Annotated in this window: 16 protein-coding genes; 13 read left to right on the forward strand and 3 right to left on the reverse strand. The window is 55.7% G+C overall.

Annotated features, from left to right (window positions below):
• Window positions 1-3: 3 nt before the first annotated feature.
• Genes MY069_RS03340 through MY069_RS03350 form a run of 3 tightly spaced genes read right to left on the reverse strand, consistent with a single transcriptional unit; the run spans window position 4 to window position 2938 of the window.
• Window positions 4-1287, reverse strand: a complete 1284-nt coding sequence (locus MY069_RS03340) for a homoserine dehydrogenase (RefSeq protein WP_482795658.1) — start codon at window positions 1285-1287, stop codon at window positions 4-6.
• Window positions 1284-2501, reverse strand: coding sequence for an LL-diaminopimelate aminotransferase (locus MY069_RS03345; RefSeq protein ID WP_482795659.1), 1218 nt, complete (start codon window positions 2499-2501; stop codon window positions 1284-1286). The genes MY069_RS03340 and MY069_RS03345 overlap by 4 nt, the downstream gene beginning before the upstream one ends.
• A gap of 32 nt (window positions 2502-2533) precedes the next feature.
• Entirely contained in the window at window positions 2534-2938 is a 405-nt protein-coding gene (locus tag MY069_RS03350) for a hypothetical protein (protein ID WP_482795660.1), read from the reverse strand.
• Window positions 2939-3021: 83 nt separating this feature from the next.
• On the opposite strand from MY069_RS03350, the gene phaC reads away from it, so the two are divergent.
• From phaC to MY069_RS03415, 13 genes are all read left to right on the forward strand, one after another.
• Entirely contained in the window at window positions 3022-4947 is a 1926-nt protein-coding gene (gene phaC / locus MY069_RS03355; RefSeq protein ID WP_482795661.1) for a class I poly(R)-hydroxyalkanoic acid synthase, read from the forward strand.
• A 234-nt stretch (window positions 4948-5181) separates the two neighbouring features.
• A complete protein-coding gene (locus tag MY069_RS03360) occupies window positions 5182-5856 on the forward strand; it encodes a hypothetical protein (RefSeq protein WP_482795662.1) in 675 nt (224 codons plus the stop codon).
• A 15-nt stretch (window positions 5857-5871) separates the two neighbouring features.
• The gene (locus MY069_RS03365; protein ID WP_482795663.1) at window positions 5872-6408 is read left to right on the forward strand and encodes a hypothetical protein; all 537 of its coding nucleotides are present in this window, start codon (window positions 5872-5874) and stop codon (window positions 6406-6408) included.
• 52 nt (window positions 6409-6460) lie between these two features.
• A complete protein-coding gene (locus tag MY069_RS03370) occupies window positions 6461-7087 on the forward strand; it encodes a hypothetical protein (RefSeq protein WP_482795664.1) in 627 nt (208 codons plus the stop codon).
• A 58-nt stretch (window positions 7088-7145) separates the two neighbouring features.
• Entirely contained in the window at window positions 7146-7694 is a 549-nt protein-coding gene (locus MY069_RS03375; RefSeq protein ID WP_482795665.1) for a hypothetical protein, read from the forward strand.
• Between the two features lie 51 nt (window positions 7695-7745).
• Window positions 7746-8276 (forward strand): hypothetical protein, encoded by a 531-nt coding sequence (locus MY069_RS03380; RefSeq protein WP_482795666.1) that lies wholly within the window; start codon window positions 7746-7748, stop codon window positions 8274-8276.
• Window positions 8277-8333: 57 nt separating this feature from the next.
• Window positions 8334-8936: a hypothetical protein gene (locus MY069_RS03385; RefSeq protein WP_482795667.1), complete on the forward strand. Its 603-nt coding sequence runs from the start codon at window positions 8334-8336 to the stop codon at window positions 8934-8936.
• A 47-nt stretch (window positions 8937-8983) separates the two neighbouring features.
• Window positions 8984-9604 (forward strand): hypothetical protein, encoded by a 621-nt coding sequence (locus MY069_RS03390; RefSeq protein ID WP_482795668.1) that lies wholly within the window; start codon window positions 8984-8986, stop codon window positions 9602-9604.
• Between the two features lie 47 nt (window positions 9605-9651).
• Window positions 9652-10263 carry a hypothetical protein gene (locus MY069_RS03395; RefSeq protein ID WP_482795669.1) on the forward strand — a complete coding sequence of 204 codons (612 nt, stop codon included), beginning with the start codon at window positions 9652-9654 and terminating at the stop codon, window positions 10261-10263.
• 47 nt (window positions 10264-10310) lie between these two features.
• Window positions 10311-10889 carry a hypothetical protein gene (locus MY069_RS03400; RefSeq protein WP_482795670.1) on the forward strand — a complete coding sequence of 193 codons (579 nt, stop codon included), beginning with the start codon at window positions 10311-10313 and terminating at the stop codon, window positions 10887-10889.
• Window positions 10890-10936: 47 nt separating this feature from the next.
• Window positions 10937-11476: a hypothetical protein gene (locus MY069_RS03405; RefSeq protein WP_482795671.1), complete on the forward strand. Its 540-nt coding sequence runs from the start codon at window positions 10937-10939 to the stop codon at window positions 11474-11476.
• A gap of 43 nt (window positions 11477-11519) precedes the next feature.
• Entirely contained in the window at window positions 11520-12050 is a 531-nt protein-coding gene (locus tag MY069_RS03410; RefSeq protein ID WP_482795672.1) for a hypothetical protein, read from the forward strand.
• 12 nt (window positions 12051-12062) lie between these two features.
• Window positions 12063-14492 (forward strand): TcfC E-set like domain-containing protein, encoded by a 2430-nt coding sequence (locus MY069_RS03415; RefSeq protein ID WP_482795673.1) that lies wholly within the window; start codon window positions 12063-12065, stop codon window positions 14490-14492.
• Window positions 14493-14496: the final 4 nt, after the last annotated feature.

Below are 14496 nucleotides of genomic sequence, written 5' to 3' on the forward strand. Positions count from 1 at the left end.
ACTTTATGTCACCGCATCGATTGCAATGACTTGCGGCGCGCCGACGCTCGCCTCTAATTCAGAGACTTGAGCGCTTGCAGCTTCTATGTCCCCGCGAGAACACATGTGTGTGACAATGGCAACGGGCGAGACATCGCTGTCATCAGCAGATTCTTGCAACAGCTTGTCCACAGACACGTTATGCGCCGCGAGAGCCTCGGTCAGACTCGCAAGCGCGCCTGGCCGATCGGCGAGCTTTACACGCAAGAAAAATGCCGAACGCTCGGCTTGCTCTGCTGCAACGAAACTTTTGCTTTCGTGGTGGGCGGCACGACCGAATGGGCTTCGCGCGGTCGGGGTGAACAGTTTCGAGATATCGCCCATGACCGCGCTGGCGGTTGGTCCTGGTCCTGCGCCCGGTCCGGTCAGCGTGACGGCCCCGAGCGGATCGCCTTCAACCCGAACCGTGTTCAGCGCGCCATTGACCCGCGCCAAGGGGTGATCCACCGGCATCGCGAGCGGCGCCACGCGGCAGACAACGCCTTCATCAGTCAGGATACCTTCGGCGATGAGTTTAATCCGCAGACCGAGACGATCGGCCAGATTCAAATCGATCAGCTCAACCGTATCCACGCCCGTGACAGAGACTTTTTCGAAGTCGAGATCAGCGGTGAACGCGATTGAGGCAAGGATGGCGGCTTTATGCGCAGCGTCCATACCCGACACGTCGAGATAAGGATCAGCTTCGGCATAGCCGAGACGCTGCGCTTCTTCCAGCACGTCATCATAGGACCGGCCCGTTTCGAGCATTTGCGTCGTCAAATAGTTGCAGGTGCCATTGAGGATGCCGGAGACCCGCTGAATGGCGACACCGCTGAGCGAGTCGCGCAGCACACGCACGACAGGAACACCGCCCGCGACTGCGGCTTCAAACATCAAATCAACATCATTGGCTTGGGCGAGCGTCTCGAGCGCTTGGCCATGCATGGCGATCAGTGCCTTATTCGCGGTGACGACGTGTTTGCCAGCTTTGATCGCTTCCTCGACGGCGAACTTGGCAGGCCCGTCAGAACCCCCCATCAATTCTACAAAGACATCGACCTCTGGGTCTTCAGCCAAGGTCGCAGCGTCATCAAACCAGCGATAGCCAGAAATATCGACGGGGCGGTTGCGGCTTTTGCTGCGCGCGGATACGCCCACAATCTCGACTTTTCCGGGCAAGCGCAACTCTGCTTGGCGTTCGACCAATTCGATCAGACCGCAGCCGACATGGCCGAGCCCTGCAATTCCTAATTTGACTGTTTTCAAGATCCTGTCCTTTGCAGGGGCTCGCTTTGCCCCCCCGCTTCGAGTTTGGCAAGGAACCGTTTGATGTTTCGTGCAGCTTGGCGGATGCGCTGCTCGTTTTCCACCAAAGCGATGCGCACATGTCGGTCACCATGCTCCCCAAACCCGGCACCTGGGGCAACCGCAACCTCGGCCTCATTCATCAGTTTGAGCGCGAACTCCAAGCTTCGCATGTCGCCGCATTGAGGCGGGATCTCGGCCCAAGCAAACATTGAGGCTTCAGGGGTTGGAACATCCCATCCCGCCCGAGCAAAGCTTTCAACCAGAACATCCCGGCGCGATTTGTAGGTGGCGCGAAACTCGTCGACACAGTCTTGCGGGCCATCGAGCGCCGCGCAGGCCGCGACTTGGATCGGCGTGAAAGCGCCATAATCAAGATAGGATTTAACCCGCGCAAGCGCCCCGATCAGACGCTCATTCCCCGCCGCAAACCCAATCCGCCAACCGGCCATGGAATAGGTTTTCGACATCGTCGTGGTTTCGACCGCAATGTCTTTGGCGCCATTCACTTGCAGGATGGAAGGGGTCGGCTCCTCGAAATAGATCTCATTATAAGCGAGGTCTGAAAGGATATAGAGGTCGTGCTTCTTCGCCAGTGCAACCGCGTCTTTATAGAATTCCAAATCACACACATCGGCGGTCGGATTGGACGGATAACACAGCACCATTGCGGTGGGCGGCGGCACCGAATAGCGGATCGCTTTGCTGATCCCTGACAGATAGGCCTCCGGCGTCGGCGCAGGAATGGCACGGATCGAAGCGCCCGCCATGATGAAGCCGAAATGGTGCAGCGGATAAGATGGATCTGGTGCGAGAATGACATCGCCAGGCGCGGTGATCGCTTGCGCGAGATTGGCAAAGCCCTCTTTCGAGCCGAGCGTGACAACCACTTCTCGGTTCTTATCTAGCTTCACGCCGAACCGGCGATCATAATAATCCACCAAGGCGCGTCGCAGACCCGGAATTCCGCGAGAGGCAGAATAGCCATGCACATTTGGCTTGGCCGCAGTTTCTGCCAATTTGGCAATCACATGCGGCGGGGCTGGCATATCCGGGTTGCCCATGCCGAGATCAATAATGTCAGCGCCTTGCGCGCGTAGCTCCGCTTTACGGCGATTAACCTGTTCGAATACGTAAGGCGGCAAGCGCCTAATCTTGTGAAACTCTCCGCTCATGGCGCGGGTCTCCATAAAAAAAGTCTTTGAAATTAGAGCCGAGCCCGGGGCACATTGAACCGTGCCTTGATGGCCTCAACCTCTTCGTCGGTCAGAAAATCGGGGGCAGGAAGCTGCCCCTCGACCGCTCGTTTTACCTCTAGCGCCCACGCCCGCATCTCCTCCGGTGTCTCAGTTGCCGGTTCGGCGCGCGGGTCGGTATAGAACATATTCAGCGCTTCCAAAGTCTCGGCTCCTGAGAGCCGTAAGCGTAAAATCGTGCTCTTTCGTTTCGCCGGTTCTGGGATCTCTGTCAGACTCGGATAGCCCTCGCCACGGAACTCAACTTTCCGCGCTTCATACCAATCGGGAGCTTGCGAGCGCAGCGATTGCACCTTCTCGATCGAGCTTGCACAGCCCGCCAAAAAGGCAAACGTTACGAAAATCCCCATGCGCATAAACAATTTCCCTCGCTGGACTCATAATTCCCAAAGCTGTTTAGTCTTATATAGGTTCGCATAGAATAGCGAGTGTCGGTCTGATGACCAAAAGTAGAAACTTTGATGATTTTGGGGCGAGCACGCTTCCAAATGCCTTTTCAGAGGCAAATTCTGAGTCATTGCAAGAAATGGCGACCAATCTCATGCAGGCGGTTCAAGAAGCGCAAGGCATGCTGGTCGACTCGCTTGGCGCTGTTGATCTGCAGCCCCCTGCCCCCGGACAAGCCGATCCGTTTGGCGGTATCGACGCACAAATGCAGATCGGCGCTGCCCTCGCGCGCAATCCTGAAAAATCCGGACACGCGATGATGACGCTGTTCCAGGGCTGGATGAACCTGTTCCAAGCCATGGCCTCCAACACACCGATGCCGAAAGATCGCCGCTTCGCCGATCCGGAATGGGAGGCCAACCCAGCCTTTAGCTTCATGCGCCGCGCCTGGATGCTCAACGCCGAATGGCTGCAAGGCTTGATCGATACCGTCTCCGATGAATTGGACGACGACACCAAGCTCAAGGCCCGCTTCTATATGAGCCAATTCGTCGATGCGATGGCGCCGACCAATATGCTGGCCACCAACCCGGCGGCCTTGCGCGCGATGATCGAGACAAAAGGCGAGAGCGTGCTTGAAGGCCTACGCAATGCCCGCAATGATTTGCAGCGCGGCGATGGTCGGCTCGCTATCTCGCAGACCGATGAAGAGGCTTATGAGATCGGCAAGAATGTCGCAACGGCCAAGGGCAAAGTCGTCTTCCGGAACAAGCTGATTGAGATCATCCACTATAATCCAACTCGCAAGAAGATGCGCGAGCGACCCATGCTGATCTTCCCGCCTTGGATCAATAAATTCTATATTCTCGACCTACAGCCCGAGAACTCGATGATCCGATGGTTGCTGTCAAAACGCGTGAATACGTTTGTCGTCTCCTGGCGCTCAGCCGATGACGAGACCAAGGACTATACGTGGGACGATTATGTCGAGCACGGCATCCTCGCCGCCGTCGATGCCGTCACCAAAGAGTCCGGGTCAAAGAAGCTCAACACAGTTGGCTATTGCATTGGCGGAACACTGCTCAGCTCGGCGCTCGCGCATATGGGCCAGACCGGCGACAAACGCATTGCTTCGGCCACCTATTTTGCCTCCCAGTCCGATTTCGACTTGGCCGGCGAGCTGAAAATTTTCACCGGCGAAGAAGGCTTGCAGCAAGTCGATAAAGTCATCGAAGAGCATAATGGCATTATGCCGGGCGAGATGATGGGCGAGACGTTTAACTGGCTGCGCCCCGCCGATCTTGTCTGGCGCTATGTCGTCGACAATTACATGATGGGCAAGCAGCCGCGGCCGTTCGACTTGCTCTATTGGAACGCCGATCAGACCAATATTCCGGGCCCTACGCACAAGACCTATCTGACCCAATTCTACAATCAAAACGCGCTCAGCCGCGGCAAGTTCGAAGTCTTTGGCGACCCGGTCAATATGGGCGATATCAAGATCCCGGTCTTCATCCAGGCCAGCCGGTCGGACCATATCTGCCCTTGGCATTCGATCTATCAAGGCGCCCAGAACTTTGGCGGCAAAGTTCAGTTCACACTGGCCGGTTCAGGCCATATTGCCGGGGTGATCAATCCGCCGAGCGCCGAGAAATACCAGCACTGGGTGAACACGGATCTGCCGGAAAATCCGGGCCGCTGGTTGTCGGATGCGGACGAGCTGCCAGGCTCATGGTGGCCGAGCTGGTGGGAATGGCTCCGCCCGCTCTCTGGCGACAAGGTCAAAGCGGTCGCGCCGAAAGATCATGGTCTCGGCTCAGCGCCTGGCCAATACGCTGCGCTGAAGCTGAAAGACATCGCCGCTGGCGCCAAGCCTGAAGGCCCCTATTCGGATGGCTCATTGCCAACCCCTGGCGTGCCGATGGCGAAGAAAAAACCAAACTTCCGCATGCCCGCCGGATGGCGTCCACGCAGCTAGTCCACGCGCCCGCGAATCACAAAGAAACACTGATTTAACCGCGCAAACTGTGTCGAACCGGCGCGGTTAACCATTACATCTGAAATATTCATTTCCCCAGCGTCTCAATCTTCACCTTTTCAATCTCTAGTTGTAGTCACTCCCCCACTTTAGATTCAAAATCACTGTGAGACGGATCACCGAAGTCATGGCCGACAAGTCGCTGAGCTTCGAATACTGTGAGGGGTATAGATTTTGACCAGATTATTGGCACTTTTATTTGGCGCCGTAGCCTTCGTGCTACCCGCCGCGGCGCAATTGACCGCCAACCCAGCGATCCTGTCCTTTCAAGGCACAGAGGACAAGCGCAAAGACATCCGGATTGGGAATACGAGTTCGAGAATTCAATATTTGGAAATCTCGGCCGCACGGATCACCGAACCCGGCGCGCATCCAGAAGAGTATTTCACCAGCGCCGACCCGCAAGAGGTTGGCCTCTTGGTCGCGCCGCGCCGCATTGCCTTGAAGCCGGGCGAAGAACGCGTGATCCGCGTGATTTTGCTCGATGAGGATATTGAAAGCGACAAAGCCTGGCGGGTGAATATCGAACCGACGATAGGCGATATTGAAACCGATCGCTCCGTCGCGGTGACGCTGCTCGCCTTTAAGGCCCTGGTTTTTGCGAGACCCAATGCGCCGACCACAGACCTTGTAGGCGACCGGGACGGCCAAACCCTGACGGTCACCAATACGGGCAATTCAAATGTTGTCCTGTTTGAAGGTCAGCAATGCGCCGCGCCGGATGATTGTCAGCGGGTCACCGGCAAACGCCTGTGGCCTGGCATGGAGTGGACCACAGACCTGCCTGGCGAGGGCCCGGTCTCCTTCAAAACCCGCGACATGGGTGCCGAGCGCACCGTGGAGTTTTAAGCTTAGGAGCAGTCCATGCAGCACCTACTTTTCGCTCTGACGCTTGGTTCGGCACTCATCTCGCTGCCAGCGGTTGCGCAAGCCGATAACCGATTTGGTGCCCTGGCATCCGACTCGATGCCTCTTGGCATGGATGTTCCCCTGTCTAGTACGCGAATCAAAATCTCCGGCCTGGAGAGCTTTGTTTTTGATTTCAACAAAGGCGGCGATCTACCGCGCGACCAGAGCCAGGATGTTTGCGTCTGTATCACCACGGACACCACGTACACGGTGACCCTGTCGGCACCTCTGCTGACCGATCAGTCTGAAACCTATCCATACTCGATCGATTATACGGACATCAATGATCCAAACTTGGTTTTGGCCAGCGGCACAATCGACACCGTGCCTTATAATGGCTCGCTTAGCGGCTTCTCCGCGTCTTCGGTGCTCGATTGTACCGATGGCTCAAACACGGCCCGCGTGAGTGTCGGATTTCCAGCAGATTTGAAACAGCGCGCTGCAACAAGTGGCGCTACCGCCAATGTCAGGCTCACCGTCACGCCGGACTAACACCAACCCACCTGGGGACACCTTTAAGCAACCGCTTAGCCAGGAGCCAAAAATGAAAACCATCCTTGCCACGCTCGCCTTGCCCGCCGCGCCGCTCGCGAGCCCCGTGGCCTTTGCCCAATCCGACGGCATTCTTGGTAAGAGCTCCACCGGAACCCTCAATTTCAACGTCAAGATCAGCGACGCCAATCGGATACAGATCTTTGGTTTCGGCGACATCGTGCAGACCGTAGAAGCCGAAAAGACAGAATTACAAACTCGAGGGAACGGCCCTCTCGGTTCCACTGTCGGCACTGGCGTTCCCGGTGCCGCGATTCCACATCCGTGCATCACCGCGGACCTGCCGAACACCACGGTAACCCTTGACTGGAGCATTACCCCTCTCGCGGATGGATCCAATATTGTTCCATTTAATTTTTTCGCTGTTCAAGGCGTTGGCCGGACAGTTGAAGCAATCACACCGTTTTATTCAGACAACACATTGCCACAAAGTGGATCGTATGCGGGGTTCCCGGCAAGACAGGCGAGCACGCTCAGTCCAAACCTCAGGGACACATGTGGGCTTAGTTCTGATTCAGCAGGAAAGCTAAGTTTTACCATCGGGCACAGCTTTGGGCAAACGATCAACACGCCCGGCACCTACGTCTCCACCGTCACCTTCACCGTCAAACCCGAATGAGCCGCGCCTTTGGCGCATCCCTTTTCCTGTGTCTTTTTTTGAACCCAAGGAGTCTATCATGTTGAAACCTCTTTCCGCTCTAGCCGTGATCATGGCGTGTCCCATGCTCGCGTCCGCGCAAGTGAGCAATAATGGCGAGCTCAGCTCGATTTCGTCCACCGCTGGCGCGACTTACACACTGACCGTCACCGAACCGGCGACCATGGTCCAGATCACCGGACTCGAAGATCTGGATTTTGAGCATAATTTTGGCGGCGATCTCGCGCAAACCCAGACCAAGGATGTCTGCGTCTATATCTCAAATGCGTCGGAAACCTATCAGGTCCAAATGAAAGCTCCGCCGCTGTCTGATGGGACCAATACCTATCCTTACTCGATCTCCTTTACCGACACATCAGATGACACGCGAACCGTCGGCGCAACGGGGATCACCCAGGCCTTCGATCAGACGGTCGGCGGATTTAACGCGTCGAATTCTTCGATGTGCCGAAATGGCGATACGCCCGCGCGGCTCACCGTGAGTATGGATGGCACCCCCACCGCCACCACCGGCGGCGTCGACGGGTTCGCCAAAGCCATGGTCGAACTGATCGTCATGCCAGACTAAGCCGCGGCGGCGTATCCGCCCCTTACCCCTTTTTCAAGAAAGAGATTTGTTATGAAACACTTCATCCCGGCCCTAACCGCCGCTCTTATGCTGACTGGCCCCGCCCTCGCCGCGAATGATGGCACCCTCGGCACATCGTCCGAGGGCGATTTTTTGATCACCTATACCGTCACCAATAGTCCGAATATCAAGATTTCGGGCTTGGAAAATGTCGATCTCGATTTCAGTGTTCACGATGGCGCTCCAGATGTAAAAAGTATCAATCTGTGCGTCTATCTAGACCAGAGTGTGCCTTACAGTGTCTCAATCAAAGCGGCACCGCTCACGGACAGCGTCAACACTTATCCATATACGTATACCTATTCTGACCTGCACAACCCGAACCTGGTTCCTTTGGAATCAACGATAAGCAACACTGAAGAGACCAAAAGCTTATCTGGATTTCTTCCCAGCAACACGGTGGACTGTATCGCAAATAGCTATTCGGCAGAGTTCAGCTTGGTGCTCGCTCAAGACCCAACAGTGGCCACAACTGCGAATGGCGCCACAGCCGAGATCATGATCACTGTGACACCGGGTTAGACCACCGCCAAACGCCCTGGGGACACCTTCAAGCAATCGCTTATCCAGGAGCAAAATATGAAACATATCCTGACCGCGCTGGCTTTATTTGCCATGCCTTTGGCGAGCAATGTCGCTCACGCGCAACTCGACGGCCGATTGGGCGAAAGCTCGACCGCCGCACTCGACTTCAGTCTCAACGTCACCGAGGGCAATCGCTTACAGATCTATGGTTTCACGAACATGGTGCAGACCATCGAAGCTGGAGAACAGTTGCCAGCTTTTATTTACCAAGGTGAAACCGGTGGCCTCCCTTGTATCGCAGCGGATCTGCCTGACACGAAAGTCGCGCTCGATTGGGCCTTAACCCCATTGGCCGATACAGCGGACGCGACGAACGTCGTCCCATTTATCTTTGAACTCTACAAGAACGCCGCCTTCGAAATCGACGACGGCGTTCGGATTGTTAGAGTCGAGGAGTCTGACTCAAGACAGCCCCAGAGCGGAACAGTGCTGGACGTGGAGACCTGGTCCGGAGCGCACGGCTCGGCGTGCACTCAAAACAACTCATCTGGCGTTTTGGAATTCTACTATCGTCGTGGAAACTCTGATAGCGGCCGTCGCCCGAGCAAAGCTGGTACCTATGTCTCCACCATCACCATCACCGTTCGACCCCAATAAGCCGCGCGGTTCGCGCGGGCCTTGTCGGCATGCTTAAGGAGCCAAATATGAAAACCACCCTGACCGCTCTCGCCGTGCTCACCGCACCGCTCGTGAGCCCCGTCGCACTCGCCCAATCCGACGGCATTCTTGGCAACAGCTCTACCGGCACCCTCAATTTCAATGTCAATATTAGCGACGCCAATCGCGTCCAGATCTTCGGGTTTGGAAACCTAACCCAGACCATTGAAGCGGGACAACAACGAATGGAATTCAGAGGAAACTCAAGCCTTAGAACCCCCGGTACTCCTGGTGATGGCGTTTCTGCCAGGCCCTGCATTACGGCGGACCTGCCCGGAACAATGGTTTCCCTTGACTGGGCGTTTACGCCACTGACGAGCCAAACGGATAATACCAAGATCATTGCGACACCGTTTCACATGTCGAAAGATGTAACAGGAGCTCCTGGAACGGGCGGAATAACTATAATCGATTTCGATTCAACGACGAGCCCACGGAGTGGAACCGTATCTGGAATCGAAGCGAAAACAGGCGGGCATGGGGTAAAATGCCGGACAGACGATAAAGGGCGACTTGGCTTTTATTATGGCTACTCCCAAAACGCCATAGCCGCTGCAGGCGCCGGCACCTACGTCTCCACCATCACCTTCACCGTCAAACCCCAATGAACTGCGCCGTTCGCGCCGGCTGTCTCGGCATGCTTAAGGAGCCAATAATGAAAACCCTCCTCACCACGTTCGCCTTACTCGCCGCACCGCCTGTGAGTCCGGGTGCCCTGGCGCAATCCGACGGCATTCTTGGCAACAGCTCTACCGGCACCCTCAATTTCAATGTCAATATTAGCGACGCCAATCGTATCCGGATCTTTGGGTTCACAGACATGGTGCAGACCGTTGAAACTGGCGTAGTGGCTGAGCCCCAACGAAATCAGCTCAATAGTGGCACAGGTGTAAGAGCCCGACCTTGTATTACGGCGGATCTGCCCGATACAAAGGTCTCCCTCGACTGGGCGTTCACACCCATGACGGACGTATCAGATGATACAAAGATAATCCCTGTTGAGCTAAGGATTGAGAAAAATACCACCGGGCTCGTTGGGAATGGAACACCGATCGTCCTTTTGAACCAATCTGAAACTGTAACGCCGCAGTCGGGAACCGTTCCCGACGTGGAAGCGAAGACCGGCGGACACGGCACTAAATGTACATCCTTTGACCAGGAAGGCGTCCTGGACCTCCAATACGATCTCGGAAGCACCCGGCAGCGGACCTTCCAAACAGCCGGCACCTTCGTCTCCACCGTCACCTTCACCGTCAAACCCCAATGAGCCGCGCTGTTCGCGCGCGCCATCTCGGCATGCTTAAGGAGCCAAATATGAAAACTTTCCTCACCACTCTCGCCTTGCTCGCCGCACCGCTCGCGAGCCCGGTCGCCGTCGCCCAATCCGACGGCACACTCGGCTCCAGCTCCACCGGCACGCTCAATTTCAATGTCAAGATTAGCAACGAAAATCGGATCGCAATTCGGAGCCTACATAACTTGACGCAGACCGTTGAACTTGGCCACTTCGTACACGACCGAGGCCTAGGAGCACTCGATTTCCCCATCAATGATAGTGGACAGTTTGCTGGCCTTTGCGTGGAAATGGCTGAAGCGGGACCCTACACACTAGACTGGAGCGCAACACCCCTCGAAAGCGCGACAATGACAGAACCTTATCACATAAGCTTTTATAGACGTGCGGGCCCCGTTGTAACTGGCCAGGGGACTGGCAGGACGCTGGTTGACCAGCCGTCAAGCGGTTCAATTCTCAATCTGAGTTCCGGTCCAACGCCTTGTAACCGTTCCGGTAGCCTCGGACGCATTGGGATGCGGATAGAGCATCCGGTCGACTCCCTCAAACAGCTTGGCCAATACGTTGCCACGATAACGCTGACGGTTAGCCCGGATTGAGAGCCCGAAACCAATGAAACGCAGCCCCAATCTTTAGGAACCACAATATGATCCGCCTCATTGCCACCCTTGCCTTAACCGCCAGCTCTCCTAGCCTGGCCATCGCCCAAGAATTCAGCACACCGTTCGGTCCAAAAGCGCAAGCCACGATCACTTACACCGTAGATGTCGTGCCCGCGACGACGCTTATCCAAGTTACGGGACTGGAAGACTTCGATTTCGATTTCAACGTCGGTGCCGATGCTGATTTAAGTAAGTCCATCGATCTCTGTGTTTACACAAACCAAGACAACACACCCTTTTCGTTTATCATAACGGCGCACCCCCTCTCCGACGGAACCAACCACTTTCACTACATTTACACATTGGAGTCAGCGAAGGATCAACGAGTCGGGAGAAATATATACCATAGCCTTCATCCGAACGGACGGACTTCAGTCGAAGAGAATCGCCAAACATATTCCACAACTGTTGGCTGTCCGAATCCGGACGACAGAACGAAATTTACAGTTGCCTTTGACTCCGTTCCAACGATCGAGACCAGCGGCGCAACCGCCGAAATAATCATCGCGGTCGCCCCTGACTAAGCCTCCAAAATCCCAAGCAGTTTTTGTTAGAAAGGCTCTAAGAATGAAACGCCTCATCTCTCTTGCCACTTCCGTCCTGATCATCAACCTGAGTGCCCAAGCCGCCATTCAAGGCACGTTAGCCGGCAGATCAGAAGGCCGACTAAATGTAAACTTGGTCGTGACGAAAAACGCAAACATCAAAGTCTCTGGCTTTGAACACTATCTCATTGACTACAAGCTCGCAGAAGACATTCCGAGCGCCAAGACGATGGATATCTGTGTTTATATGGACCAAACAGGCACCTATTCGATCGACGTTGACGCTGCAGTGCTGACCGATACCGTGACCAACTATTCCTACAAATACACCTATACGGACAACGCAAATTCAGCCTTGTTCCTCACCGAAACGATTTCAGATACGGCGGGTAGTGCTGCGCCGGTCTCGGGATCCACCCCCTCATACGCGGATGAAAACTGCGCCACCGGCGGCACGTCCGCGACGTTCGATCTCGAACTTGACGGCGATCCTTTAACCACCACGACGCAAACCGCCACGGCCACCATTATGTTCACCGTAAGACCGGACTAATAAAGGCCACTTATGATTTCAGCATCGTGGGGACGGTGCACGACATTTACTGCGTTTTGCACCGCCCTGTCTTTGGGTGCGGCCGCTGAGGGGGTGCAGATTAGCGCGCCGCCCAGATTTGACGTGGCTGAGGAAGACGAGTTCACCATCATCGATGTCGTCTATAATGGCCGCACCGTTGCGGGTACGCCAGCGCGCTTTAATGCCGAGACAATCACATTTGATGATCCCGAAGGCCTGGCAAACTTGCTGCCCGGCTTGCGCGACACCGAACGCGTGGCTTGGGCGTTGAAGGGGCCCCAGCCGACCAATCAAAATTATGCCTGCACTGCGCCCAGCCCGCCGAATCCGTGCGACTATATTTACCCAGATGATGTCTCGCTAATCTTCGATCCGGTGAAATTGCAAGTCGAGCTGTTCATCAATGATCTGTACACGTATAATCGCGACCCTCGGGCCCGCTATTTGCCGCCACCGACGACGGCGCCAGGCCTGATCACCTCATTCGATACGCGCACCGCGTACAGCTTTGACACTCATGATTTCATCGGCACTCAGAACTTCAGCGCGATTGCTGGCCATGGCCGCAATGCGGTTCGGACCGAACTGTTCACCAATTCTAATTCGCAAAGCCGCCTGCAAGCACTCAGCCTAACCCATACGGGCGAGACATCCGTTTGGTCGGCCGGGATTCAGACAGCACAATTTGGCGGCAATCTTTACCGCTCGCGCCAATTGCTAGGGCTGCGATGGGGCTCAACCCTGGAAACGCGGATGGACAAAAATCGCCTCGGCGCGTCCCCGCTCGAAATTTCAGTCGCTCAGAGCGCGACCATCGAGATCCAGCGCGATGGCGACACGATAGATGTCCAACAGATTGAGCCAGGCCAAACCCAGCTCGATACCAGCCGCATGCCGTCAGGATCGTACAATATTGATCTGATCATCGATGAAGGCGGACGGGTCCGCCGGGAAACGCGCTATTTCTCCACCAGTAGCCGCCTGCCGCCGAGCGAAGCGCCGCAATGGTATGTCGAGCTTGGACAAGCGATCCCATTTGGGGCCCGCGACAATTTTATCGCAACAGGGGAAACGCCAGTCATCTCGATTGGACGTCACCAACGGATCGGCGCGAACATGTCTCTAAAACTTGATGCCACGGCGACCGATGATGTGCGTTTCGCTGAACTCAGCACCACCGCGCAATCAAACCTGTTAAGCGGAACGCTCAGCCTGCTCGCCGCAGATGATGGCACCTATGGTTATTCGCTCAATGGCAATGCGCGGCTTGGCGATTGGTCGTTTAATGGCACTTACCGCAAGCTCGAACTCGGAACCGAGCCGCCGCCAAGGGAAAGCGAAGCTTATAGCCCGTTTGCGAATAATTTTGAGCAAGCCAGCCTATCAGCGAACCGGTCTGGCCGTCGGTGGCGTTTCGGTATGCGCGGCTTTTATCGCAAAGGCTCTACAGGTCAGGACAGTTGGTTTGCCGGCCCATCGCTTGACTACACGCTCCTAAACCAGCGGCAATGGCGGCTCAATATGCAGCTGCGCCAGGAATGGGGCTCTGACCGCGAGACCAGTTATTTCGGCGTAAGACTGGCAAAGACGTTTAACCGACCAAACAAGATCGCCCCGCGTATATATCTCAATGCGCGTTATGACACGACGATGACCGAAAACACGGCGACCGGCGAAATGGACGATATCACTGTCGCCGACGCAGATATTCGCGCTGAGTTGACCCGTTCAAGCGTCACACGCGCATCGGTGTTCGGCGGCGTCCGCTTTGATGACAAACTCGGAACCCGCGCGGGGCTCGATTATTCGTCCCCTTGGCTGGAAGCACGGCTAAATGGTCGTCACAATTATCAAAACCAAAACACGGCGCTGTTCGATATTCGGTCCGGACTGGTGTTTGGCGGGCATGGCGTTTCTTGGGCGTCGACGCGGCGCGAAGCGGGTGTGCAAATGCACGTAGATGGGCCGCCCGGAAATCCGGTTGCGGTGCAAGTCGATCGGCAAACCCGAACCGTCGCGCAGAGTGGCGGACATGCCTTCCTGCCGCTGGATGGATTCTCGATCTATGATGTCGGCATTCAGCCCGAGCGGACCCGCAATATTGAATATGATCCGTACACAGATCGGCTCGTGGCTTATCCTGGCAATGTGGTTCAACTTGCCCGCGAAGTGCGGCCGATCACCATCATCTATGCTCAGCTTGTCGATGAAGCGGGCGCGCCGCTGCAAGAAGCCTTCCTCGAATATGAAGACAAGACGATCGGCACCACTGACGAAGGCGGCTATTTCCAGATTGATGCCAGCCCAGGCGATCAAATCCGTGTACGGATTACAGTGGATCAAAGCTGCGAGGTGGTGATCCCCGAAAACTCTGATCCATCAGATGCCTATTTCGATGCCGGTACGCTGACCTGCTCTTAGACGA

It is taken from the genome of Hyphomonas sp. ske169 (genome assembly GCF_056850855.1).